Here is a 23,090-nt window from a genome sequence, read left to right as displayed (position 1 = left end):
CAGATCAGTCGAGTTGCACCGTGCGGTAGGGATTTACCTGCTGCGCGGTCACCATCGATCCCCGATTACCCCAGTTGTTGCGAACGAAAGACACCACCGCCGCCACTTCATCGTCGGTGAGGATATTGCCGAAGGGCGGCATGCCGAAGGGACGCGGATTGCCTTGCGTGCTCGGCGGATAGCCGCCGTGCATGACGGCGCGGATCGGGTTCACCGGCGAGGCAAGCATGACGGCATGGTTGCCGGCGAGCGCCGGAATATGCGGCGGTTCGCCTGTGCCGGCGGCCTTGTGGCATTCCACGCAATGCTTTTCATACAGTGACGCGCCCAGCTTGAGGACCCGCACGCTTTCCGGCGTCGCGGTGTCGTGCACCTCCTTTGCCGCCACGTCTGCCTGCGGCAACGATTTCAGATACACCGCCATGGCACGCAGGTCCGCGTCCGCCAGGTGCTGCAGGCTTTCCCGCACGACTTCGGACATGGGACCGGAGACCACACCGCGCGCCGAAACGCCCGTCTTCATCAGGTCAACCAAGTGCTGCACTTCCCAGTTGCCGAGGCCTGCCTCGCTTTCGCCGGTGAGCGACGCGGCGTACCAACCCAGCATCGGAATCATCCCGCCGCCGAGATCGCGTTTGTCGCTTGTCGCGCCAAGGACATTGCGCGGCGTATGGCAGGCGCTGCAGTGGCCCAGGCCTTGGACGAGATAGGCGCCGCGATTCCATTCCGCATCCTTCTGCGGCTGCGCAGTGTAGACGCCCGGACGGAAATACAGTGCCCGCCATGCGACAAGCAGCGCGCGCTGGCTGAACGGGAAACGCAGTGCATGATCCTTGTTCACCAGGCGCACGGGCGGCAGCGACATGAAGTAGGCATGCATGGCGTCGGAATCCGCACGCGTCACGCGTGTGTAGTTGGGGTAAGGGAAGACCGGATACAGCAGTTTGCCGTCCTTGCCCTTGCCATTGTGGAGCGCGTTCCAGAAGTCGTCGGCGCTCCAGCTGCCGATGCCGGTTTCCTTGTCGGGTGTGATGTTAGGGGCGTGAAAGGTGCCGAATGGCGTCCTGATTGCGCGTCCGCCGCCGAAGGGCGCACCGCCCCGCGCCGTGTGGCATGCCTGGCAGTCCCCCGCTCGTGCAAGGTAGGCGCCGCGCGCCACGAGGTCGCCATCTGCTGGACGAGTAGCCGTTACCTGGTCCTCGCGCAGCCCGAAATACGCCATGGCCGCGACAACCACGGCAAGCAGGACGAGGAGAAAGAGTCCGATGCGCTTCATGGCTGCGCGCTTCCGCATTCGATGGGCAGCTTCCCGGGAAGGCTGCCCGCCGGCTTTGCGTCCGGGGGAACAGCCTGCGCGGCGAGCCAGGAGGAAACGGCGTTGATGTCTTCCAGCGAAAGCCGGTTCGTGACCTCACCCATGCAATCCGGCGCAGTCGCACGCCGTGCGCCTTCGCGCCATGCGCCAAATTGGCCGAGCAGGTAGTCGCGCGGCAGGCCGAGCAGTCCCGGGAATGCCGGTGCCACCCCGGTCAGTGCCTTGCCATGGCATGCCATGCAGGCGGGAATGTTGCGCGAGGCATCGCCGTCCACGGCAAGCGCCTTCCCGCGTTCAAGGACGGCAGGCGACGCCGTCGCCGGTTGCGGCGGCGGATAGGGCAAGTCCTGGGAAGCGAAATATTCCGCCATCTCTTTCAGGTAATCGTCGGACAGGTGCTGCACGAGGTAGGTCATCAGCGGATACTGCTCGCGCCGGCCGTCGCGGAAGTTGCGCAACTGGTTGAACAGGTAGCCGGCGGGTTTGCCTGCAATGCGCGGGTAATAGCCGTCGTTGGTGGCCCGGCCTTCCTTGCCGTGGCAGGTCATGCAAGGGGCGACGCGCTTGGCGATATCGGCATCGGCTGCGGCGGCGGGAAGGGAAGCAGCCAGCGCGAAGAGGATCACTGCCGAACGCCAGAATACGGAAAAGATTTGTTTTTCTGTCATCCACCGATTGTAAGGCCAGGTCGTCCAGTCCTGCTTGCTTGCCCCGTTACCGTTTGTTCCGCAAAAAACACCAGTTGTCCGGAAGAAATTGCCCTAATTCCGCTTGCGTATATGCTACAGATATTGCCCATGCGCAATTTTTTCCAGACGGAACAAACAAATGAACGCAGCCTTGCAAAATCTGAAATACCGCCGCGGATTCACGCTGATCGAACTGATGATTGCCGCTGCCATTGTGGCCATCCTGGCTGCGGTCGCCGTGCCAAGTTATCAGCAATACATCAAGCGCGGCAAACGCGCGGCAGCCCAGGCGGAGATGATGGATATCGCCAACCGCCAGCAGCAATATTTCCTGGACAAGCGCGGCTATGCGTCGAAGGCCGAGATCGAGTCGGCCGGCTATGCGCTGCCGACGGAAGTGTCAGCGAAGTATACCTACGACATCGCAGTCTCCTCGTCCGGCACGCCCGCTTTCACCATCACGTTCACGCCGACCGGCTCACAGGCCGACGATGGCGCGCTCACGCTGAACAACGCTGGCGTTAAAACGCCGGCCGACAAATGGAAATAGCCATGCGCCCCGCCTTCCATCCGGCGCAGCGCGGTACCTCGATGATCGAGGTGCTGGTCACCATTGTCATCCTCACCTTCGGTCTGCTTGGACTGGTCGGCATGCAGTCGCGGCTTCAGTTGTCCCAGATGGATGCCTATCAGCGCGCGCAAGCCCTCGTGCTGCTAGACGATATGGCCAGCCGCATGGCCAATAACCGTGAAACAGCCACCCTGCCGAGCTACGTCACCAATGGTTCGGTGCTTGGCACCGGTCACACGTGCAGCATCAGCTCGGGCTCGACCCGCCAGCAACGCGATGTGTGCGAGTGGAGCAATGCACTCCAGGGCGCCGCCGAGACGTCGGGCTCCAGCCGCATCGGAGCCATGGCGGGTGCCCGCGGCTGCATCGAACCGGTCGTCGGAACCAGCAATTACCGCGTCATCGTCGCCTGGCAAGGCATGGGCCCGACGGTCGTCCCGGCGAACGATTGCGGCGCCGGCGAATACAAGAACACCCAGGGCAGCACCGACGAACGTTTCCGCCGCACGATTTCGACCATCGTCAGTATCGGCACGCTCACAGGGAATTAATGATGCGCACGAACGATATCCGCCACATCGAGGGAGCCGTCACGCGGCAGGCCGGCTTCACGCTGGTCGAACTGATGGTCGCGATCACGGTCAGCCTGATGATGATGGTTGCGCTGGTGTCGCTCCTGGTCAATGTCAACCGCAACAATGACGAGCTGGAGAGGGTGAACACCCAGATTGAAAACGGCCGCTTTGCGCTCCAGTTGCTGCGTGATGATGTCATGCAGGCCGGATTCTGGGGCCCCTATATGCCTGCCATCGAGGATCGCTCCACGACGGCGGCGCCGGCGGCCGCGGTGATTCCGGCCGCAGTGCCGGATCCTTGCCAGGACCCGGCCACCTGGACACCGGCGGACCGCATCGCCCTGACCGGCATTCCCATCCAGGCCAGCCCGTCGGCACCCGGCAGTTGCGGTGGCGTTGTCGCGAGCAAGAAGGAAAACACCGACGTGCTGGTTGTCCGCCGCGCGGAGAACTGCGCTCCCGGCGAGGCCAACTGCGACGCGTTCTCGAACGGCAGGATGTACTTCCAGGCCGCCTTCTGTCCGACCCAGGGCGCCGGTTCCAACTTCGTCCTCGATTCCATCCTTGCCAACCTCAACATGCAGACGGGGGCCTGCAGCGGCACGCTTGCGCCCATGCGCAAGTACATCTCCCATATGTACTGGATCCGCAATTTCGCGAACACGACGAGTGACGGCATTCCGACCCTCGTGCGTTCGGAGTTCGACCTCGCGGGAGGCAGCTTGTCCCATCAGCCTGCCGTGGCACTGATCGAAGGCATCGAGGGATTCAATGTCGAGTTTGGTGTCGACAACACGGTGACCCGTTGCAACCTCAATACCGCCGTCAACTACACGCAGGCGCCGGCAATGGTTGACCCCGCGACCTGCGTCGCCAGTTCGACCGCGGCGCTCAACACGCTGCCCAACAACCGCGGCGACGGCATCCCGGACGGCGATTTTGTCCGCTGCACGGCGGGCACGCCCTGCACCGCGGATCAACTCATGAATACCGTTGCGGCCAAGCTGTACGTCCTCGCTCGCAGCAAGGACAAGACGCAGGGCCACACGGATACCAAGACCTACAACCTCGGGAGCGTGACCCTGGGCCCGTTCAACGACAACTACAAGCGGCACGTATTCTCGACCACCGTCCGCCTGGTGAACGTCGCCGGCAGGAGGGAAACGCCATGAAACCGAATCTGTTGCTCCGCCAGCGCGGGGCCACCCTGGTCGTCGGCCTGATCATGCTGGCACTGATCACGCTGACGGTCACCACGGCGCTGACGCTCAACTCCACCAACCTCAAGTCCGTCGGAAACATGCAGGTGCGGAACGAGGCCATTGCCGCAGCGAACAATGCAATCGAACAGGTGATCAGCGGACCGTTCGCGGTCACACCCTCCAGCACGCAGATTTCGATCGACATCGACAATGACGACGCCGCCGATTACATCGTCGACGTAAACGTACCGACCTGCCTGTACAACGTTTCGGAAACGACAAGCGCCGGTACCGGCTTTTATACGGACGTCGAAACACCAGGCTTCGAATCGGCGCCGCCCACCTTCAACACCTTGTGGGACATCCAGGCTGTCGTCCGCGACGCCAGGAGCAGCACGACCATTGTCACCGTGCATCAGGGCGTGCGGCGCTCGCAGCTGCCGCAATTGCAGACCAGCGCATCCTGCCCGGGCCCGACGACCTGACATCGATCCTCCGGCAAAGAACGAAATTTGACAGAACCGACGCAACATCTCGCACCAGGGAGTCGCACATGAGCAAGAACCTCCACAAAATCGCCGCGGCAGCCGCCTTGCTGGGTTTCCACCTGAGCGTTCCGGCGGAAGACATCGACCTGTTCGTCGGCGCAAGTTCAACGAGTACCAGTGAAGTGCCGAATGTGCTGTTCATTGTGGATAACACGGCGAACTGGAACCTGGCGTTTGAAAATGAAATTTCCGCGCTCGCCACGACGCTGGCCAATCTGCCGGCCAACAAATTCCGTATCGGCATGATGCTGGCGGCGGAAACCGGTGGCGTGAACAACAATACCGACGGCGGCTACGTGCGCGCGGCAATCCGCCTGATGGACAGCGCCAACAAGACGAAGTACCAGGCGCTGGTCAACAGCCTCGACAAGCTCAAGGACAAGGGCAACGGCGGCGCTTCCAGTCTCGTCATGGCCGAGGCCTACCGCTATTTTTCCGGCGGCGCACCTTACGGCGGCAATGGCAAGGGCAAGGCCGACTTCGCCGGCAATGCGCTGTCCAATTCGGACGGCGGCACTGCCGCGGCCCGCGCCGTCTGGGCGCTGGCCGGCAATGCGCTGGGTTCGAAGGATGCGACCACCTACGTGACGCCGGTGACTTCCGGATGCCAGAAGAACTACATCATCTATATCAGTAACGGCGCATCCAACGATAACTCCTCCGCACTAACGCAATCGGCATCCATGCTGAGCGCAGCGGGCGGCAGCACCACCCAGATTCCGATCTCACCCGCCGGCTCGCAAGTCAATGTCAGCGACGAGTGGGCGCGTTTCATGAAACAGAGCCCTTACAGCGTGGTGACCTATACCATCGACGTGAATCCCGCGTCCTCGGGCCAGGGTCCCGGTTGGACAGCGCTCCTGAAGAGCATGGCCACCGTCAGCAGCGGTGCCTATACCGCCGTCAGCACGGCCGGCGGCAGCCTGGCGCTGCAGGAAGCGGTCAACAAGGCGCTCTCTGAAATCCAGTCCGTCAACAGCGTATTCGCCGCCGTCAGTTTGCCCGTCAGCGTGAACACGCAAGGCACCTACCTGAACCAGGTCTTCGTCGGCATGTTCCGCCCCGATGCGAATGACCGCCCGCGCTGGTCCGGCAACCTGAAGCAGTACAAGATGGGTTTTGCGGGCGACGCGCTCCGTCTGCTGGATGCCGATAACACGTCGGCCATCAACAGCCAGACCGGCTTTATCGCCGAATGCGCGCGCAGCTACTGGACACCCGACAAAGGCAGCGACAGCTACTGGGCCTTCCAGCCCCAGGGCAAGTGCATTCCGCCCGGCAGCGCTGCCGACCAGTACATGAACTCCAATTCCCCCGACGGAAACATTGTCGAGAAAGGCGCGCAGGCCTACAAGCAACGCCAGGCAGCGGCGACGCGCACGGTGAAAACCTGCTCGACCAGCTTTGCTTCCTGCACGGCGATGACGAACTTCGACACAGCCAATGCAGCGATCACTCAAGCCGCCCTTGGCGCAGCCAGTGCGACCGAGCGCGACGCGCTGATCAACTGGGCACGCGGCGTCGACCTGGGCGACGAAGACAACGATGGCGACGTGAGCGAGAAACGTCCGTCCCTGCACGGCGATGTGGTGCACTCCCGCCCGGTCGCGATCAACTACGGCAGCGATGCCTCGCCCCAGGTGGTGGTGTTCTACGGCGGAAATGACGGTATCCTGCGTGCGGTCAACGGCAACCGGACGGCGTCCATCGGCGGTGCCGAGGCCGGCCGGGAATTGTGGTCCTTCGTGGCGCCGGAGTCCTATGCCAACATCAAGCGCATCCGCGACAATTCCGTCCTGGTAAGCACACCGACCATCGCCGGCAGCCCGAAACCCTATGGATTCGACGGTGCCATCACCGCCTACCAGAGTGGCGCCAATACCTGGCTGTACGCAACGATGCGGCGCGGCGGCCGCGTGCTGTACTCCTTCAACGTCTCCGACCCGGCCAATCCCATCCTCAAGTGGAAGGTCGGCTGCCCGTCCCCGACCGGGACTGCAGGCTGTACGACCAACCTGGACCGGATGGGCCAGACATGGTCGTCGGCCAAGATCCTCAAGTCAGCAGGCTACGGCTCCGGTAGCGCACCGATGCTCATCATGGGTGGCGGCTACGACACCTGCGAAGACAGCGATCCGCACGCCTGTGCATCGCCGGCAATGGGGAACAGGATCTACGTCCTGGACGCCGACACTGGCAGCTGGCTGGCCTCGCTGCCGACGGATCGCGCAGTTACGGGCGACGTGACGATCGTCCGCGACAGGACCACCGGCCTGGCGACCTACGCCTACGCGACAGACCTCGGTGGCAACGTCTATCGCATCACGATCGGTACGGCGGCACCGGCAGGCTGGACGATCACCAAGATCGCCTCGCTCGGCTGCGACTCGCCGGCGAGCTGCGCGGCCAATCGCAAGTTCATGTTCGGCCCCAACGTTGTCGAAGAGGATAACGGCGTGTACGTCGTGATGGCCGGCTCGGGCGACCGCGAGAAGCCGCTCCTGAGCTATTCATCGGCTTCCGCCACGCAAAACTACTTCTTCATGCTCAAGGACAAGCCGTCCGATGCAGCCTGGCTGACCGCCGAGGCGGCGAAATGCGGCGGCGTGTCGATCATCTGCAAGAACTCGCTGCTCGCCATTCCCGCGACCGGCAATCCGACCGCCGCCGACCTGGCCGGCAAGAAGGGCTGGTACCTGCCGCTCGCCCCCACCGAACAGGTGGTGACGTCGGCAATCACGCTGATCGGCGTGGTCACCTTCAGCACGCACAAGCCGGCTGTTGTCGCCGCGGGGAGTTGCAGCGCCAATCTCGGCCAGGCAAACGTGTACAACATTCGTTATACCGATGCCTCTCCTGCGGAAGGAACGGCCCGCTCCCAGCGCATTGCCGGTGACGGCCTGCCTCCCTCGCCGGTCGGCGGAAAGGTGACGCTGGACGATGGCCGCACAGTCCCGTTCATCATCGGATCAAAGGCCAGCTCTCCGCTCGAGGCAAACGAACCGTCGCTGAACACACCGGCCACCTCGACGCAAACGAAAAACAGGGTGTACTGGTACATCCAGCATTAACAGGCAGACACCGTCATGCGACATCATTGCCAGACAGCGGAAAGCGCGAGCGCGCCGGCAGGCCAACGAGGCTTCACCCTCGTCGAACTGATGGTGACGCTCGCCGTCGTGGCAGTCCTGCTGGGTATTGCCCTTCCCGGTTTTAACAATGCCACCCTCGGTACCAAGCTGAGCACCTATGCCAACAGCCTGGTGGCGAGCGCGAACATGGCCCGCAGCGAAGCGATCAAACGCAACGCCGCGGTCACCATGTGCGTGTCGACTGACGGCGCAACGTGCACAGGCGGAAGCTGGGAAGAGGGATGGATCGTGCTTGCCGGCACCGACGTCATCGTCCGGCAAAATGCGGCATCGACAGGGTTCAAGCTGACAGGAACGGCCAGTACGCTAACCTTCCAGGCGACCGGCGTCGGTGCGACCGTCGCCACCATTACCGCGTGCCGCGCCCTGCCGTCGGTCGGCGGCCAGGAGCGCGTAGTCAATATCAGCGCCACCGGCCGCACATCCACCGCCAAGACCTACACCGGCGTCTGTTCGTGACGTGTGCCGCAGGCGCGCCGTAACCGTGTGAATCAGCGCCCCGCGCGGCCAGGCAACACATCTCGCAATATGGCATCGGCGTCGCGCAACATCTTTTCCGTCGTGCCCCAACCGACGCAACCGTCGGTGACCGAGCAGCCATAGACCAGCTTGGACAGGTCTTCCGGGATCGACTGCTTGCCGCCGACGATGTTCGATTCAATCATCACGCCGACCAGCGACTTGTTGCCGCTGCGAATCTGGTTGACGACATCGGCCATCACCAGCGGCTGCAGGTCGGGATTCTTGAAGCTGTTCGCGTGCGAACAATCGATCACGATACTGGCCGGCAGCTTCGCCTTCTGCAACGCCTGCTCCGCCATCGCCACCGACACCGTGTCGTAGTTCGGACGTCCGTCACCGCCACGCAGCACCACATGGCCGTAGCGGTTGCCGCTGGTGCGCACGATCGACACCTTGCCCTGGCCGTTGATACCGAGGAAGGAATGCGGATGCGAGGCCGACAGGATTGCGTTGATCGCGATGCCGATATCGCCGTCGGTGCCGTTCTTGAAGCCGACCGGCGTCGACAGGCCGGACGACATCTCGCGGTGCGTCTGCGATTCGGTGGTACGCGCGCCGATCGCGGTCCAGGTGATGAGGTCGCCGAGGTACTGCGGCGAGATCGGATCGAGCGCCTCGGTCGCGGTCGGCAGGCCGAGTTCGCACACATCGAGCAGGAACCTGCGCGCATTGGCCATGCCGCGTTCGATGTGGAAGGAGTCGTCCATGTCCGGGTCGTTGATGTAGCCCTTCCAGCCGGTGGTGGTGCGCGGCTTTTCGAAGTAGACCCGCATGACCAGCAACATGGTGTCCTTCACTTCTTCCTGCAGCTTTTTCAGGCGGCGCGCATAGTCGAGGCCTGCCTCCGGGTCATGGATGGAGCACGGGCCGACCACGACGAACATGCGCGGATCCTTGCGGTCGAGGATGTTGCGCAGCGCCTCCCGGCCCTGCATCACGGCATTGCCTGCGGCATCGGTCAATGGCAGCTGCGCGTGCAAGGCTTCCGGCGTGGGCATGGTCTCGAAGGAGGAGACGTTAACGTTTTCGATATGGAATGTGGTCATGGCGGGTCGGCGCGCGATGGTAAAGCGGCTAGTTTACCGCTTGTACACGGCCGGGGTGCGGCGGGCTGCAGAGAAAGCCGCTATGCTTGGGATACTTCAAATTTCCGGCGATCCATGTCTTTCCACGTTTTCACCTACGGCTCCCTGATGTTTCCCGAGGTCTGGCAGCGCGTCGTGCGGGGCGATTACCGCAGCACCCCGGCCCGACTCGATGGTTATGCGCGCTTCGAGATCGCCGCTGAAACATATCCGGGCATGGTGGCCGCAGCCGGGTCGAGCGTAGAAGGCGTACTGTACTTCGACGTGTCATTTGCGGACATGGCTGCGCTCGATGCCTTCGAAGGCACGCAATACCGGCGCGATATGGTCCGGGTCGTACTGGAATCCGGGGAATCGGTTGAGGCCGGCACCTACATCTACCTCCTGCCGCAGAAGTTGTCAGGATCGCCATGGCTGCCCGAGTCCTTCCAGATGCAGCGCTTCATCGGCTCCTACTGCCGGGAGAAACTCGGTGAATGAGGCAGTTGGGAGCCGGTATAATGCCTCCCATCCTCAAATTCACTGAAAAACGGCCTCCGCCGTTGCCTTTCATCCCATGCTCGCTTCACAAAAACAACAGATCGTCGACCTGTTCCAGGCCGCCCTTGCCCCCATCGTCGCGGGCACCGAACTGCAACCCAATGTCGTGCTGGAGCGCCCGCGCGACGCGTCGCACGGCGACATCGCCTGCAATATCGCGATGCAGCTCGCCAAATCGTTGAAGAAGAACCCGCGCGAGCTGGCGCAGGCCATCGTCGCGCACGTGTTGGCCAACAAGGGCGACCTGATTGACACCGCGGAAATTGCCGGTCCCGGTTTCATCAACCTGCGCGTCGCCGCCACGGCCAAGCAGGCCGTCGTGCGCGCGATCCTGAAGGAAGGCGCCGAGTTCGGCAAAGGCAAGACCGGTGCAGGCAAGAAAGTGATGGTGGAATTCGTCTCCGCCAACCCGACCGGCCCGCTTCACGTCGGCCACGGCCGCCAGGGTGCATTGGGTGATGCGCTTTCCTCCCTGCTGGAAGCGCAAGGCTACGACGTCAGCCGCGAGTTCTACTACAACGACGCCGGCGTCCAGATCGGCAACCTCGCGCTGTCGGTGCAGGCGCGCGCCAAGGGTTTCAAGCCGGGCGACGCCGAGTGGCCGGAAGCCGCCTACAACGGCGACTACATCGCCGACATTGCCGCCGATTTCCTCGCGAAGAAGACCGTGTCCGCCAGCGACGGCTCGCCGGTGACCGCGAGCGGCGATGCCAACGATATCGAATCGATCCGCAAATTCGCGGTGACCTACCTGCGCCACGAGCAGGATCTTGACCTGCAGGCCTTCGGCGTCAAGTTCGACAACTACTACCTTGAGTCCTCGCTGTACACAGACGGCAAGGTCGAGTCCGCCGTGCAGGCGCTCATCCAGGCCGGCAAGACCTACGAGCAGGACGGCGCGCTGTGGCTGCGCACCACCGAATACGGCGACGACAAGGACCGCGTGATGAAGAAGTCCGACGGCACCTACACCTACTTCGTCCCCGACGTCGCCTATCACGTCACCAAGTGGCAGCGCGGCTTTGGCAAGGTCATCAACGTGCAGGGCAGCGACCACCACGGCACCATCGCGCGCGTGCGCGCCGGCCTGCAGGCGGTCGGCCTCGGCATTCCGCAGGGTTATCCCGACTACGTGCTGCACAAGATGGTCACCGTGATGAAGAACGGCGAGGAAGTGAAGATTTCCAAGCGTGCTGGTTCCTACGTGACGGTGCGCGACCTGATCGAATGGTCGGCGGGCGATGCGGCCAACGCGGCCGGCGAGCGCGACCTCACGCGCGGCCGCGACGCGGTGCGCTTCTTCCTTATCTCGCGCAAGGCCGATACCGAATTCACCTTCGATGTCGATCTCGCCTTGTCGCAATCCGACGAGAACCCGGTGTACTACGTGCAGTACGCGCATGCACGCATCTGCTCGGTGCTGGCGCAGTGGGGTGGTGACGAAAACACCATCGATGCCGGCGATCTGTCGCCGCTGACTTCGCCGCGCGAAGCCGCGCTGTTGCAGAAGCTCGCGGAGTATCCGGAAATGTTACAAAAAGCCCTCGACGAACTCGGCCCGCATCAGGTAGCGTTCTACCTGCGCGACCTGGCGGGCGAGCTGCACAGCTACTACAACGCCGAGCGCGTCCTGGTCGACGACGTGTCCACGAAAATGGCGCGTCTCGCGTTGTTGATAGCGACGCGCCAGGTTTTGCGAAACGGCCTGGCCTTGATCGGCGTATCCGCGCCAGCCAGGATGTAACACGATGTAATCCGGGGAAGTATGCAAAAGTACAGACAGCAGGGCGGGACGATTTTAGGCATCATTATCGGCTTGATCATTGGACTCGGCATCGCGTTGGGCGTCGCCATGACGATCAACAAGACGCCGATGCCTTTCACCGACAAGTCGGGCAAGGTCAAGGCGGGTGATCCGACGCCGAACCAGAGCGCGGATCCTAACCGTCCGCTGTACGGCAACAAGGCGGCAAAGGAAGTGGCCAAGGAGCCGGTGAAGGAAGTGGCGCCGCCCGAGAACACCGCCGCGCCGCAGCCGGACAAGAAGCCCGAAGTGGTGAAGGTCGATCCCAAGGCCGAAGCAAAGCAGGAAGGCAAGCCGCCGGTCATCGACCTGTCGGCCGCCGCGAAGAAGCCGGAAGCGGCGGAAGCGAAGACCGACAGCCAGGACGACAAGTGGAGCTATTTCCTGCAGGCCGGCGCCTTCCGCGAGCAGTCCGACGCCGAAGGCATGCGTGCCAAGCTCGCGCTGATGGGTGTGGAAGCGAAGGTCTCCGAGCGGCAGGCGGAAACCGGCGTGCTGTACCGGGTCCGTGTCGGCCCGTTCAACCAGATGGAATCCATGAACAAGGTCCGCGGCAAGCTGTCTGACAACGGTGTCGATGCTGCCGTGGTTCGTATCGCCAAATAGGTCATTAACACCAAGCAAAGGAAGCATAATGCGTTTTCTTCAACGTTTTCTTGCAGTACTGAGCATCAGCCTGATCGCCTTCGGCGCCAATGCCGCACCGAACAATCCGCAGAACGGCGTCGACTACCGCACACTGGACAAGCCGCAGCAGGCCGAACCCGGCAAGAAGGTCGAAGTCATCGAATTCTTCTGGTACTCCTGCCCGCACTGCTTCGCGCTCGAGCATGAGCTCGTCGCATGGGTGAAGAAGCAGGGCGACAACATCGTGTTCAAGCGCGTGCCGGTTGCCTTCCGCGACAGCATGGTGCCGCAGCAGAAGCTGTTCTACACGCTTGAAGCAATGGGCAAGTTCGATGAACTGCACCAGAAACTCTTCAACGCGATCCACGTCGAGAAGCGCCGCACCGATACCGATGCCGAGATTCTTGATTTCGTCACCAAGAACGGCATCGACAAGGCGAAGTTCCTCGAGGTGTACAACTCCTTCGGCGTGCAGAGCAAGGCCAAGCGCGCAACGCAACTGATGCAGTCCTTCCAGGTCGATGGTGTGCCGATGCTCGCGGTTGATGGGCGTTACACCACGTCGCCGAGCATCGTCGGCGCCAGCCTGGGCAACCGTCCGGAGCCGGTGTTGCACCAGGCGACGTTCCAGGTGATGGACTGGCTGGTCGGCAAGGCCAAGCAAGGCAAGTAAGTCCAGCGCGTATTACACTGAAGTCCGCCTCTCGCAAGAGGGCGGACTTTTTTTTGCCTGTACCCGGAACAACAAGAATGAAACGTGTCTTCATCACTGGTGCCTCGAGCGGCCTCGGTGCCGCGCTGGCGAAACACTACGCGCAGCAAGGGGCCGTCCTCGGCCTGCTCGCACGCCGTCGCGAGATGCTGGATCAACTTGTGCAATCGCTGCCCGGGAAGCAGCATCATGTGTATGCGGTGGATGTGACCGACCATGCCGCCGTGACGGCGGCAGCACAGGATTTCATGCGCACCGGGGGTGGTATCGATATCGTGATCGCCAACGCCGGCATTTCGGCAGGCACATTGACGGAGTATTCGGAAGACCTCGCCGTCTTCGAGCGCATCCTCGCCACCAATGTGACGGCGACGGCAGCCACCTTCGCTCCCTTCATCGCTGCGATGAAACAGCAGGCACATTCCGGCAGCCGCGACTGCCGGCTGGTCGGGATAGCGAGTGTTGCCGGCATTCGCGGACTGCCGGGTGCGGAGGCCTACAGCGCGTCCAAGGCGGCTGTGATCAGCTACTGCGAGTCCCTGCGTCTGGAGATGAGGGCTAGCGGCATCAAGGTCGTCACCATCGCCCCCGGTTACATCGATACGCCGATGACGCGCGGGAATCCCTATCCGATGCCCTTCCTCATGCATGCCGATGTGTTTGCCGACAAGGCGGCAGCGGCGATCGAAGCCGGCACGAGTTACCGTGTCATTCCCTGGCAGATGGGCGTCGTTGCCAAGGCCCTGCGGCTGCTTCCGAACTGGCTGTACGACCTGGCATTCTCGAAAGCGCCGCACAAGCCCCGGCACGCCAAGCCATGACCTTCGTCGACGCCCTCGGCCGCGAACATGCGCCGGTTGAACCCGGCGCGGCGCGCATCGTTTCGCTGGTGCCCTCGATCACCGAATTGCTGTGCGACCTCGGCCTCGCGTCGTCGCTGCTCGGACGCACCGGCTTCTGCATCCATCCGGCGGAAGTCGTGCGCGACATTCCCAAGGTCGGTGGCACCAAGGACGTCAATGTCGACAAAATTCGCCGACTGGCCCCGACCCATCTCGTCGTCAATGTCGATGAGAACGAGAAGCCGGTGGTCGACATGCTCGCCAGTTTCATTCCTCACGTTATCGTGACGCATCCGCTGGCGCCGCGCGACAACCTCGCGCTCTTTCACCTGCTGGGCGGCATCTTCGGCGCAAATGAACAGGCGGAAGCACTATGCGATGCCTTTGAACGCGAATACGCACTGCTGAAGGCGACGCCGAAGGGGCCGGCGCAGGTCATGCTGTACTGCATCTGGCAGGATCCGTGGATGACGGTGTCGCGCGATACCTATATCGCAAGGATGATGGAAGAAATCGGGTGGGAGTGCTGGAGTCCGGCGGGGGTGGCTGGCTTGGAGGCTGGCTCCCGGTATCCGGTGTTCAACTGGTCGGACGCGGTGGTGCGCTCGATTGACGGGGTGTTGCTTTCGACTGAGCCCTATCGCTTCACCGAGGCGCATGTCGATGCGCTTGAAAAGCAGGTGGGCAAGCCGGTACGACTGCTCGACGGGGAAATGATGTCCTGGTACGGAAGCCGTGCGGTCGCGGGATTGCGTTACTTGCGGACGCTTCTCATTTCTGGCGATTGATTCGCACCAGCATTCGGATGAACTCCCGCGCGATGGCCTGGTGATGCGCGTCGAGGCGTTGCAGGTCGGCGACCAGCTTCACGTCGGCGGACTCGAACCGTGCCGGGGCGTTGCCGTCGCCGTTCACATAGCCCTCGGCGCCGCCGAAACGGAGCCATTCGGCCGGCACACCCAGCCAGTGCGCGAGCGTTCGCAACTTTTCCTGGGTGGGAATCGCTTCGCCAACCAGCCACTTGCGTGCCGCATGGACAGTAATCGGACGCCCTTCAAACCGGATGTTGAATTCCCGAGCAAGTTGCGTCGGGCTGTCCGGCGAGTAATCCGCGTTGCGAAGCGCCTGTTGCAAGCGCTCACTAAAGCTTTCTCGTTCGATAGATGGATTCATGACCGCGAACTATTCCATGCCAAGGCTTGACAGTCAGTCAATGTCCGGAAGGAACTGACTGTGGCCTGATGTGTTAAGCGAATGTAACACACAATGACAAGCGAACAAGGGCTTTTTGCCCTGCGGAGACGCCAGTGTTGCGCGATAGATCAACAGAATGTGCGATTAAATGTACACCTCAGGGGCGGTTGCAAAATGACAACGAAATCGCGACCAAGGCCAATAAAATAGGCTCGGTTATATATATCAGGTGCGATGGAAGCGAATCCGGCCAGCGGAATCCGTCGTGCGCTCGAGAATTCCGTCGAACCACAGCTTGTGGAGGTGCGCGAGCGCCTCGCCCATTGCGAAGGTCAGTTGATGGGCATCCAGCGGACGACGGAACATGACCGGGACGATGTCGGCCGCCGATTGAGGCGTAGCGCATGCGGCAACGACTTCGTCCAGCCGCTCCCGGTGGTGATCACGCAACTGCCCGATGCGCGTATGCAACCCGCGGAAAGGTTTGCCGTGCGAAGGCAGGACGAGCGTGTCGTCGGGCAGCCCGTCGTACTTGCCAAGGGAATCGAGGTAGAGCTGCACCGGGTTGGCTTCCGGTTCGACGGCAAAGACCGACACGTTGGTCGAAATGCGCGGCAGCACCATGTCCCCGGAGATCAGGATCTTCAGGTGTTCGCAATACAGGGACACATGTTCGGGCGCATGGCCGAAACCGGTGATCACCTGCCATCCATGCCCGCCGATATTGAGCACCTGGCCATCCTGAACGCGGCGATATGAAGCGGGAACCGCCGGCACCAGCGTGGGGTAATAGCTCTTGCGCCCCTGCAGCTTTTCCAGCATGGCCTCGTCCGTGAGTCCGTGGCGCTGGAAATGCGGCAGCATTGCCGTGCCGTCCACGCCGGGCAGCGAACCCGACATCATGCGGGCAAAGCCGTATTCGCCGGTACTCATCCAGAGCGGCACATTCCAGCGGCTGCACAGCCAGTCGGCCAGGCCGACATGGTCCGGGTGGCAGTGCGTGGCGATGACGCGCGTCACCGGCAGGCCTTCGAGTTCGTTGGCAAATACGGTTTCCCACGCGTCGCGGGTCGCATCGTTCGCAATGCCGCAATCGACAATCGTCCATCCTTCGCCGTCCCGCAGCAGCCACAGGTTGATGTGGTCGAGCGCGAAAGGCAGCCCCATGCGCAGCCAGTAAACGCCGGGAGCGATTTCGTGGCGCTTGCCGGCCGCGGGAATGGTGTCGCCAAAGGCGTAGCTGAGCTGGGATTCGAGCGGATTCATGTGAAAAGTTTCCAGTTTCCAAGACTGCGCATGCGTGTTCACATTTCCGGGAAGCGCGTCTACAATGCGCTTTACGTTAACGTAAACTGCAACCGATACCAGCGATTCTAAGACCAATCCGTTTTTATTGCTGACGCCACCCAGATTCCGCCATGCCGACCTACACGATTACCGAACTTGCGCGCGAATTCGACATCACGCCGCGAGCCATCCGCTTCTACGAAGACCAGGGCTTGCTGAGTCCGAAACGCGAAGGCGCCGGCGGCCGCACGCGTGTCTACAGCGCACGGGAACGCACCCGCCTCAAGCTGACGCTGCGCGGCAAGCGGCTCGGCCTCAGCCTGCAGGAAATCAAGGCATTGGTCGACATGTACGAGTCGCCCAAGGACACGACGGCGCAGCTGAAGCGCTTCCTCACCGTCCTGGCGCAGCACCGCGAAACCCTGGAGCGCCAGCGCGAAGACCTGGAAGTGACGCTGGCCGAGATTGCCGCGCACGAAGAGGAGTGCCTGCGCCTGCTCGACGGCGACAAGCAAGGCAAATCCAGTGCCGCCAAGAAACCCTCGACGCGAAAGCTGAAAGATGCCGCCTGAGCGGCCTTGATACCGTAATTTCACCGTATCTGCTTTACGTTTACGTAAACGTAAATTGGAAGTATGATTTTGCATCATCGACGGCCGCGTGCGCCCGCACCGGTTGCCAATAATCCAACAACGTGAGGACGACATGATCCATTTGCCCGGCTTGACCTTTGACCATGGCGAAGACATCGCCGCGCTGCGCGAGACCGTGCAGCAATTCGCCCAGGCGGAGATTGCGCCGCGCGCAGCGGAAATCGACCGCACCGACCAGTTTCCGATGGACCTGTGGAAGAAGATGGGCGAGCTCGGCCTGCTGGGGGTCACGGTGTCCGAGGAATACGGCGGCACCGACATGGGCTACCTCGCGCACATCGTTGCGATGGAAGAAATCTCCCGCGCATCCGCGTCGGTCGGCCTGTCCTACGGCGCGCATTCCAACCTGTGCGTCAACCAGATCAAGCGCAACGGCACTGAAGAACAGAAGCAGAAATACCTGCCCAAGCTGATTTCCGGCGAACACGTCGGCGCCCTCGCGATGTCCGAGCCGAACGCCGGCTCCGACGTCGTCAGCATGAAGCTGCGCGCCGACTGGAAGGGCGACCGCTGGGTGCTCAACGGCACCAAGATGTGGATCACCAACGGTCCGGACGCCGACGTGCTCGTGGTCTATGCGAAGAACGACATCGAAGCCGGCCCGCGTGGCATGACTGCCTTCCTGATTGAAAAGGGCTTCAAGGGTTTCTCGGTTGCGCAAAAGCTCGACAAGCTCGGCATGCGCGGATCGCACACCGGCGAACTGGTTTTTGAAAACTGCGAAGTGCCGGCGGAAAACGTCCTCGGCGGCCTCGGCAAGGGCGTCAACGTGCTCATGTCGGGCCTCGACTTCGAGCGCACCGTGCTCTCCGGCGGCCCGCTGGGCATCATGCAGGCCTGCATGGACGCCGTCGTTCCCTACGTCCATGACCGCAAGCAGTTCGGCCAGCCGATCGGTGAATTCCAGCTCATGCAGGGCAAGCTCGCTGACATGTACTCGACCATGATGGCTTGCAAGGCCTATGTCTATGCAGTCGGCCAGGCATGCGACCGCGCGAAGTTGCCGGAACAGGTGCGCGCGCTGCGCAAGGATGCCGCTGGCGCAATCCTCTACTCGGCAGAAAAGGCCACCTGGATGGCCGGCGAAGCGATCCAGACGCTGGGCGGCAACGGCTACATCAACGAATACCCGGTCGGCCGCCTGTGGCGCGATGCGAAGCTGTATGAAATCGGCGCGGGCACCAGCGAGATTCGCCGGATGCTGATTGGCCGCGAGTTGTTTGCAGAGACGAAGTAATACGAGAACCACCATAAAACGACTCCCTCCCCTTCCAGGAGGAGGGAGCCAGTAGCTGAAGGATTGTTGGCGGAGACACCCCATGCATGCCCTCGACCCCAACTACCGCAAGGTCGTCAAGGACGCCTTCAACGAAGCCGCTTTCCTGTCCGCCGTCGGCATCACGTTTGTCGACTGCGGTCCCGGCTGGTGCGAATCATCCCTTCGCATCGAGCCGCGTCACCTGCAGCACACCGGCGTCATCCACGCCGGTGTGCAGGCGACCATCGCGGACCACACTGCCGGCGGTGCGGCCATGACGGTGACGGCGGAAGAAGATTTCATCCTGACGTCGGAATTCAAGATCCACCTTCTGCGTGCCGGCACGGGCGACGCATTGTTGTGCCGCGCCCAGGTTCTCAAGCCGGGCAAGGCGTTCCATGTCGTCGAGGCGGAAGTGTTTGCCCTGGCCGGCGAGCGGAAGACCTTGATCAGCAAGCTGAGCGCCACCATGGCCGTCCTGCCGCGCAACCGGAAATAGGCTTCCCTATGTCAGCCCTCCACATCACCACACCACTGCTCAGGCACGGCCCGCTTTCGGCCGCGCTCGGGAAGCAGGTCGTGCTGAAAATGGAGAACCTGCAACCGTCCGGCTCCTTCAAGCTGCGCGGCATCGGCACCATGTGCCGGCGCGCGGCGGAAAACGGGGCCACGCATTTCGTTTGCCCGTCCGGCGGCAACGCCGGGTTTGCCGCTGCCGTCGCCGGCTCTGCACTTGGCGTGCGCACGACCATCCTCGTTCCGCAAACTACGCATGAGTCGGTACGCGGCAAGATCCGGGACATCGGCGCGGAATGCATCGTGTCCGGCAATGTCTGGGACGAAACCAACGAAGAGGCGTTGCGCCTCTGCCAGGCGCCCGGCGCCGTCTACATCCCACCCTTCGATCATCCCGACATTTGGGACGGCAATGCCACGCTGATCGACGAGGCCGTGCAGCAGGCGAAAGAAGCAGGAATCGACTTCGACGTCGTCATTTGCTCGGTCGGCGGCGGAGGACTGCTGTGCGGTGTGCTCGAAGGCCTGCATCGCAACGGAAAGGCGCATGTGCCTGTTATCGCCGTAGAGACGGAAGGTGCGGCATCGCTGAATGCCGCCGTCCATGCCGGCGAACTCGTCACCCTGCCGGCGATCACTTCGATCGCGACGACACTCGGCGCAAAGCGTGTTGCACAGCAGGCATTTGAATGGACAAAGCGTCATGATGTGCGCACCTTGACCGTCAGTGATGCGCAGGCCGTGGACGCCTGCCTGCGCTTTGCCGATGACCTGCGCACCCTGGTCGAGCCCGCCTGCGGCGCCGCACTTGCCGTTGCATATCAGCAATTACCGCTCTTGAAAGAATTTCATGCTCCCCTGGTCGTCGTCTGCGGCGGCATCGGGGTGGATTTGGCTAAACTGGAGGCTTGGAAGAACCACTTCGAGCGTTGACATGCCCCAGATCGCCTTCCCCAAACTCCTCTCGTCCCAGATCGCATTCGACATTGCGCGCACAATCCTGGACGGCTTCGACAAGCACTACCGGCTGTTCCGCGCGGAGAGCCAGGCAGCGAAGCGCTATTTCGAGAAAGGCGACTGGAAAACCGCGCAGCAGAAGGCGCGCGAACGGATCGCTTTCTACGACACGCGCGTGCAGGAATGCGTGCAGATGCTCGAAGACGAGTACGACCAGGAAGAAATCGACGACGAAGTCTGGCGCGAGGTGAAGCTGCACTACATCGGCTTGCTGATCAATCACAAGCAGCCGGAGCTGGCGGAGACCTTCTTCAATTCCGTGTGCTGCAACATCCTGCACCGCTCGTACTATCACAACGATTTCATCTTCGTGCGGCCTGCGGTGTCGACGGAGTACCTGGAGACGGAAGAACTCCTGCCGACCTACCGCGTCTATTACCCGGCCAAGGACGGGCTGCACTTCACGCTCAAGCGCATCGTCACCAACTTCCAGCTGTCGCCGCCCTTCGCCGACCTCGACCGCGACGTCGGCTTCGTCGAGGCGCGCATGCGGGCAATGTTCGGCAGCGACCTGCTCGAACCCAACCACCAGATTCAGGTGCTCGCCAGCCTGTTCTACCGCAACAAGGGCGCCTACATCGTCGGCAAGGGCATCAACGGCAATCGTATCTACCCGTTCGTCGTGCCCATCCTGTACAACCGCAAAGGCCAGCTGGTGCTCGACACGGTGCTGTTCGACCCGACGCTGATCACGGTGCTGTTCTCGTTCACGCGCGCCTACTTCATGGTCGACATGGAAGTCCCGTCCGCCTACGTGCACTTCCTGCGCTCGCTGATGCCCTACAAGCCGCGCAGCGAGATCTACACCATCCTCGGCCTGCAGAAGCTGGGCAAGGCGGCGTTCTATCGCGACTTCCTGCACCACCTGCGGCATTCGTCGGACTGCTTCGAGGCCGCGCCCGGCATTCGCGGACTGGTGATGGTCGTGTTCGCGCTGCCGTCCTTCAACTATGTATTCAAGGTGATCAAGGACTACTTCCCGGCGCCGAAGGAAACCACGCGCGCGACCGTCAAGGAAAAATACCTGCTGGTGAAGAACCACGACCGCGTGGGCCGCATGGCCGATACGCTGGAATACTCCAACGTCGCCTTCCCGCGCTCGCGCTTCTCGTCCGAGCTTCTGGCGGAACTGAAGGAAGTCGCGCCCTCCATCGTCGAGGAAGAAGGCGACGAGATCATCATCAAGCACCTGTACATCGAGCGCCGCATGATTCCGCTGAACATCTGGCTTTCGGAAGCAGAGAAGCGCGGCGACCATGCCGCCATGGAGCACGGCATCGTCGAGTATGGCAACGCGATCAAGGACCTGGTCGGCGTGAACATCTTCCCCGGCGACATGCTGTACAAAAACTTCGGCGTCACCAAGCATGGCCGCGTGGTGTTCTACGACTACGACGAGATCGAATACATCACCGACTGCCAATTCCGCGAGATTCCCGCGCCCCGCAACGAAGAGGACGAGATGGCCAGCGAGCCGTGGTATCCGGTGGCGAAGAACGACGTTTTCCCCGAGCAGTTCGGCACCTTCCTGCTCGGCAACACGGAAGTGCGCAAGTACTTCCTGAAACACCACGCCGACCTGCTGACGGCGAAATACTGGCAGCGCGCCAAGCAGCGCATCCTCGACGGACATGTCGAGGACGTGTTCCCGTACCCGCAGGAACTGCGCTTCAGCTACAAACCCCTTACCCACGCGGCCCAAGCCGCCTAGCCAAGACTGGAGATGAATGATGAGTGATCCTATTGTTATCGTCGGCGCAGCACGTACCCCGATGGGCGCCTTCCAGGGCGATTTTTCCGCGCTGTCCGCAAGCGACCTGGGCGCAGTCGCGATCCGCGCTGCCGTCGAGCGCGCAGGCCTGGAGCCGAAGTTCGTCGAGGAAGTCCTGTTCGGCAATTGCCTGATGGCGGGCCAGGGCCAGGCGCCGGCGCGCCAGGCAGCGATCAAGGCCGGCATTCCCGTCTCCGCGGGCGCGGTGACGCTGTCCAAGATGTGCGGCTCGGCGATGAAGGCCGCGATGATCGGCTACGACTCGCTGCTGGCCGGCAGCAATGAAGTGGTGGTCGCAGGCGGCATGGAGTCGATGACCAACGCGCCTTACCTGATCCCGAAGGCGCGCGGCGGCTACCGTATCGGGCACGCGATGATGTACGACCACATGATGCTCGACGGCCTGGAAGACGCTTACGAGAAGGGCCGCTCGATGGGCACCTTCGGCGAGGACTGCGCGGCGAAGTACGAGTTCACCCGTGAAGAGCAGGATGCCTACGCCATCGCCTCGGTGCAGCGCGCGCAGGCCGCGACGAACGACGGCTCCTTCAAGTGGGAAATTGCACCGGTGACGATCGCGGGCAAGGGCGGCGATACCGTGATCGACAAGGACGAAGGTCCGCTGAAAGCGCGCCTCGACAAGATTCCTTCGCTCAAGCCGGCGTTCAAGAAGGACGGCACCATCACTGCCGCTTCGTCATCCTCGATCAATGACGGCGCCGCGGCACTCGTGATGATGCGCGAATCGACCGCGAAGAAGCTGGGCTGCACGCCGATCGCGCGCATCCTCGGCCACACCACGCATGCGCAGGAACCCAACTGGTTCAGCACGGCACCCGTCGGTGCGATCGAGAAGCTGTACAAGAAGCTGAACCTGACCACCAAGGATGTGGACCTGTTCGAGATCAACGAGGCGTTCGCCGTCGTCCCGATGGCGGCCATGCGCGAGCACGGCATCCCGCACGACAAGATCAACATCCATGGCGGTGCGTGCGCGCTGGGCCATCCGATCGGTGCGTCCGGTGCGCGTATCCTCGTTACCCTGATCGGTGCGCTGAAGAAGACCGGCGGCAAGCTGGGCGTGGCGTCGCTGTGTATCGGCGGTGGTGAAGGTACGGCAATGGCGATTGAACTCGTCTGATGCCACGTTCCTCCCCCTTCAAGGGGGAGGTTAGGTGGGGGATGGGTTTCGGTTGCATTGGTACCCCAT

At 62.3% G+C, this 23,090-nt stretch carries 23 protein-coding genes; 18 read left to right on the top strand and 5 right to left on the bottom strand.

Annotation, left to right across the window (positions count from 1 at the left end):
• Positions 1 to 4: 4 nt before the first annotated feature.
• Together ACNOHI_RS16245 and ACNOHI_RS16240 are read right to left on the bottom strand one after the other, a co-directional pair.
• Positions 5 to 1,276: a c-type cytochrome gene (locus ACNOHI_RS16245; RefSeq protein WP_420475724.1), complete on the bottom strand. Its 1,272-nt coding sequence runs from the start codon at positions 1,274 to 1,276 to the stop codon at positions 5 to 7.
• Positions 1,273 to 1,983 (bottom strand): c-type cytochrome, encoded by a 711-nt coding sequence (locus tag ACNOHI_RS16240; RefSeq protein ID WP_420475723.1) that lies wholly within the window; start codon positions 1,981 to 1,983, stop codon positions 1,273 to 1,275. Before ACNOHI_RS16240 ends, ACNOHI_RS16245 begins: the two co-directional genes overlap by 4 nt.
• Positions 1,984 to 2,143: 160 nt before the next feature.
• Between ACNOHI_RS16240 and ACNOHI_RS16235 the strand changes: the two genes are divergently transcribed.
• From ACNOHI_RS16235 to ACNOHI_RS16210, 6 genes are all read left to right on the top strand, one after another.
• Positions 2,144 to 2,554 (top strand): type IV pilin protein, encoded by a 411-nt coding sequence (locus tag ACNOHI_RS16235; protein WP_420475722.1) that lies wholly within the window; start codon positions 2,144 to 2,146, stop codon positions 2,552 to 2,554.
• 2 nt (positions 2,555 to 2,556) lie between these two features.
• Positions 2,557 to 3,126: a type IV pilus modification protein PilV gene (gene pilV / locus ACNOHI_RS16230; RefSeq protein WP_420475721.1), complete on the top strand. Its 570-nt coding sequence runs from the start codon at positions 2,557 to 2,559 to the stop codon at positions 3,124 to 3,126.
• Positions 3,126 to 4,322 (top strand): PilW family protein, encoded by a 1,197-nt coding sequence (locus tag ACNOHI_RS16225; protein WP_420475720.1) that lies wholly within the window; start codon positions 3,126 to 3,128, stop codon positions 4,320 to 4,322. Before pilV ends, ACNOHI_RS16225 begins: the two co-directional genes overlap by 1 nt.
• Complete coding sequence (locus ACNOHI_RS16220) at positions 4,319 to 4,837, top strand: hypothetical protein (RefSeq protein WP_420475719.1); 519 nt, start codon at positions 4,319 to 4,321, stop codon at positions 4,835 to 4,837. Before ACNOHI_RS16225 ends, ACNOHI_RS16220 begins: the two co-directional genes overlap by 4 nt.
• Positions 4,838 to 4,905: 68 nt before the next feature.
• Complete coding sequence (locus ACNOHI_RS16215; RefSeq protein WP_420475718.1) at positions 4,906 to 7,971, top strand: pilus assembly protein; 3,066 nt, start codon at positions 4,906 to 4,908, stop codon at positions 7,969 to 7,971.
• A gap of 15 nt (positions 7,972 to 7,986) precedes the next feature.
• Entirely contained in the window at positions 7,987 to 8,511 is a 525-nt protein-coding gene (locus ACNOHI_RS16210) for a GspH/FimT family pseudopilin (protein ID WP_420475717.1), read from the top strand.
• Positions 8,512 to 8,543: 32 nt separating this feature from the next.
• Here the strand turns inward: ACNOHI_RS16210 and ACNOHI_RS16205 are convergent, their stop codons facing one another.
• Positions 8,544 to 9,620 (bottom strand): 3-deoxy-7-phosphoheptulonate synthase, encoded by a 1,077-nt coding sequence (locus ACNOHI_RS16205; protein ID WP_420475716.1) that lies wholly within the window; start codon positions 9,618 to 9,620, stop codon positions 8,544 to 8,546.
• A 114-nt stretch (positions 9,621 to 9,734) separates the two neighbouring features.
• Here ACNOHI_RS16205 and ACNOHI_RS16200 point away from each other — a divergent pair, with 114 nt between their 5' ends.
• The 6 genes from ACNOHI_RS16200 (at position 9,735) to ACNOHI_RS16175 (ending at position 14,972) form a co-directional block, all read left to right on the top strand.
• A complete protein-coding gene (locus ACNOHI_RS16200; RefSeq protein ID WP_420475715.1) occupies positions 9,735 to 10,139 on the top strand; it encodes a gamma-glutamylcyclotransferase family protein in 405 nt (134 codons plus the stop codon).
• 76 nt (positions 10,140 to 10,215) lie between these two features.
• Positions 10,216 to 11,943 carry an arginine--tRNA ligase gene (argS, locus tag ACNOHI_RS16195; protein WP_420475714.1) on the top strand — a complete coding sequence of 576 codons (1,728 nt, stop codon included), beginning with the start codon at positions 10,216 to 10,218 and terminating at the stop codon, positions 11,941 to 11,943.
• 21 nt (positions 11,944 to 11,964) lie between these two features.
• A complete protein-coding gene (locus ACNOHI_RS16190) occupies positions 11,965 to 12,609 on the top strand; it encodes an SPOR domain-containing protein (protein WP_420475713.1) in 645 nt (214 codons plus the stop codon).
• 28 nt (positions 12,610 to 12,637) lie between these two features.
• Positions 12,638 to 13,303 (top strand): thiol:disulfide interchange protein DsbA/DsbL, encoded by a 666-nt coding sequence (locus ACNOHI_RS16185; protein ID WP_420475712.1) that lies wholly within the window; start codon positions 12,638 to 12,640, stop codon positions 13,301 to 13,303.
• A gap of 77 nt (positions 13,304 to 13,380) precedes the next feature.
• Positions 13,381 to 14,163 carry an SDR family oxidoreductase gene (locus ACNOHI_RS16180; RefSeq protein WP_420475711.1) on the top strand — a complete coding sequence of 261 codons (783 nt, stop codon included), beginning with the start codon at positions 13,381 to 13,383 and terminating at the stop codon, positions 14,161 to 14,163.
• Positions 14,160 to 14,972 carry a helical backbone metal receptor gene (locus ACNOHI_RS16175; protein WP_420475710.1) on the top strand — a complete coding sequence of 271 codons (813 nt, stop codon included), beginning with the start codon at positions 14,160 to 14,162 and terminating at the stop codon, positions 14,970 to 14,972. Before ACNOHI_RS16180 ends, ACNOHI_RS16175 begins: the two co-directional genes overlap by 4 nt.
• Here the strand turns inward: ACNOHI_RS16175 and ACNOHI_RS16170 are convergent.
• Positions 14,956 to 15,357 carry a hypothetical protein gene (locus ACNOHI_RS16170; protein WP_420475709.1) on the bottom strand — a complete coding sequence of 134 codons (402 nt, stop codon included), beginning with the start codon at positions 15,355 to 15,357 and terminating at the stop codon, positions 14,956 to 14,958. The genes ACNOHI_RS16175 and ACNOHI_RS16170 overlap by 17 nt on opposite strands.
• Before the next feature lie 246 nt (positions 15,358 to 15,603).
• Complete coding sequence (locus tag ACNOHI_RS16165; protein WP_420475708.1) at positions 15,604 to 16,644, bottom strand: MBL fold metallo-hydrolase; 1,041 nt, start codon at positions 16,642 to 16,644, stop codon at positions 15,604 to 15,606.
• 152 nt (positions 16,645 to 16,796) lie between these two features.
• On the opposite strand from ACNOHI_RS16165, the gene ACNOHI_RS16160 reads away from it, so the two are divergent.
• The 6 genes from ACNOHI_RS16160 to ACNOHI_RS16135 all read left to right on the top strand — a co-directional run bounded on the left by ACNOHI_RS16160 (position 16,797) and on the right by ACNOHI_RS16135 (position 23,021).
• On the top strand, positions 16,797 to 17,237 hold the full coding sequence (locus ACNOHI_RS16160) for a MerR family transcriptional regulator (protein ID WP_420475707.1): 441 nt from the start codon (positions 16,797 to 16,799) through the stop codon (positions 17,235 to 17,237).
• A gap of 133 nt (positions 17,238 to 17,370) precedes the next feature.
• Complete coding sequence (locus ACNOHI_RS16155; protein WP_420475706.1) at positions 17,371 to 18,555, top strand: isovaleryl-CoA dehydrogenase; 1,185 nt, start codon at positions 17,371 to 17,373, stop codon at positions 18,553 to 18,555.
• Between the two features lie 82 nt (positions 18,556 to 18,637).
• The gene (locus ACNOHI_RS16150; RefSeq protein ID WP_420475705.1) at positions 18,638 to 19,075 is read left to right on the top strand and encodes a PaaI family thioesterase; all 438 of its coding nucleotides are present in this window, start codon (positions 18,638 to 18,640) and stop codon (positions 19,073 to 19,075) included.
• Between the two features lie 8 nt (positions 19,076 to 19,083).
• Positions 19,084 to 20,025, top strand: a complete 942-nt coding sequence (locus tag ACNOHI_RS16145; protein ID WP_420475704.1) for a pyridoxal-phosphate dependent enzyme — start codon at positions 19,084 to 19,086, stop codon at positions 20,023 to 20,025.
• 1 nt (position 20,026) lies between these two features.
• Positions 20,027 to 21,820 (top strand): bifunctional isocitrate dehydrogenase kinase/phosphatase, encoded by a 1,794-nt coding sequence (gene aceK / locus ACNOHI_RS16140; RefSeq protein ID WP_420475703.1) that lies wholly within the window; start codon positions 20,027 to 20,029, stop codon positions 21,818 to 21,820.
• A gap of 19 nt (positions 21,821 to 21,839) precedes the next feature.
• Complete coding sequence (locus ACNOHI_RS16135; RefSeq protein ID WP_420475702.1) at positions 21,840 to 23,021, top strand: acetyl-CoA C-acetyltransferase; 1,182 nt, start codon at positions 21,840 to 21,842, stop codon at positions 23,019 to 23,021.
• The last annotated feature ends 69 nt before the right edge of the window (positions 23,022 to 23,090 follow it).

The sequence above is a fragment of the Noviherbaspirillum sp. ST9 genome, assembly GCF_048799745.1.
In the GTDB taxonomy this organism is placed as follows: Bacteria; Pseudomonadota; Gammaproteobacteria; order Burkholderiales; family Burkholderiaceae_D; genus Noviherbaspirillum.
Note: the sequence above shows the minus strand (reverse complement) of the source record. Positions and strands in the feature narration are given on the sequence as shown.

Bases quoted from the DNA above. Each gene is read 5' to 3' on its own strand.
- ACNOHI_RS16180 (WP_420475711.1), top strand. From the start codon at position 13,381: ATGAAACGTGTCTTCATCACTGGTGCCTCGAGCGGCCTCGGTGCCGCG.
- ACNOHI_RS16155 (WP_420475706.1), top strand. From the start codon at position 17,371: ATGATCCATTTGCCCGGCTTGACCTTTGACCATGGCGAAGACATCGCC.
- aceK (WP_420475703.1), top strand. From the start codon at position 20,027: ATGCCCCAGATCGCCTTCCCCAAACTCCTCTCGTCCCAGATCGCATTC.
- ACNOHI_RS16220 (WP_420475719.1), top strand. From the start codon at position 4,319: ATGAAACCGAATCTGTTGCTCCGCCAGCGCGGGGCCACCCTGGTCGTC.
- ACNOHI_RS16200 (WP_420475715.1), top strand. From the start codon at position 9,735: ATGTCTTTCCACGTTTTCACCTACGGCTCCCTGATGTTTCCCGAGGTC.
- ACNOHI_RS16170 (WP_420475709.1), bottom strand. From the start codon at position 15,357: ATGAATCCATCTATCGAACGAGAAAGCTTTAGTGAGCGCTTGCAACAG.
- ACNOHI_RS16245 (WP_420475724.1), bottom strand. From the start codon at position 1,276: ATGAAGCGCATCGGACTCTTTCTCCTCGTCCTGCTTGCCGTGGTTGTC.
- ACNOHI_RS16210 (WP_420475717.1), top strand. From the start codon at position 7,987: ATGCGACATCATTGCCAGACAGCGGAAAGCGCGAGCGCGCCGGCAGGC.
- ACNOHI_RS16215 (WP_420475718.1), top strand. From the start codon at position 4,906: ATGAGCAAGAACCTCCACAAAATCGCCGCGGCAGCCGCCTTGCTGGGT.
- ACNOHI_RS16150 (WP_420475705.1), top strand. From the start codon at position 18,638: ATGCATGCCCTCGACCCCAACTACCGCAAGGTCGTCAAGGACGCCTTC.
- argS (WP_420475714.1), top strand. From the start codon at position 10,216: ATGCTCGCTTCACAAAAACAACAGATCGTCGACCTGTTCCAGGCCGCC.
- pilV (WP_420475721.1), top strand. From the start codon at position 2,557: ATGCGCCCCGCCTTCCATCCGGCGCAGCGCGGTACCTCGATGATCGAG.
- ACNOHI_RS16185 (WP_420475712.1), top strand. From the start codon at position 12,638: ATGCGTTTTCTTCAACGTTTTCTTGCAGTACTGAGCATCAGCCTGATC.
- ACNOHI_RS16175 (WP_420475710.1), top strand. From the start codon at position 14,160: ATGACCTTCGTCGACGCCCTCGGCCGCGAACATGCGCCGGTTGAACCC.
- ACNOHI_RS16145 (WP_420475704.1), top strand. From the start codon at position 19,084: ATGTCAGCCCTCCACATCACCACACCACTGCTCAGGCACGGCCCGCTT.
- ACNOHI_RS16190 (WP_420475713.1), top strand. From the start codon at position 11,965: ATGCAAAAGTACAGACAGCAGGGCGGGACGATTTTAGGCATCATTATC.
- ACNOHI_RS16135 (WP_420475702.1), top strand. From the start codon at position 21,840: ATGAGTGATCCTATTGTTATCGTCGGCGCAGCACGTACCCCGATGGGC.
- ACNOHI_RS16225 (WP_420475720.1), top strand. From the start codon at position 3,126: ATGATGCGCACGAACGATATCCGCCACATCGAGGGAGCCGTCACGCGG.
- ACNOHI_RS16165 (WP_420475708.1), bottom strand. From the start codon at position 16,644: ATGAATCCGCTCGAATCCCAGCTCAGCTACGCCTTTGGCGACACCATT.
- ACNOHI_RS16240 (WP_420475723.1), bottom strand. From the start codon at position 1,983: ATGACAGAAAAACAAATCTTTTCCGTATTCTGGCGTTCGGCAGTGATC.
- ACNOHI_RS16160 (WP_420475707.1), top strand. From the start codon at position 16,797: ATGCCGACCTACACGATTACCGAACTTGCGCGCGAATTCGACATCACG.
- ACNOHI_RS16205 (WP_420475716.1), bottom strand. From the start codon at position 9,620: ATGACCACATTCCATATCGAAAACGTTAACGTCTCCTCCTTCGAGACC.
- ACNOHI_RS16235 (WP_420475722.1), top strand. From the start codon at position 2,144: ATGAACGCAGCCTTGCAAAATCTGAAATACCGCCGCGGATTCACGCTG.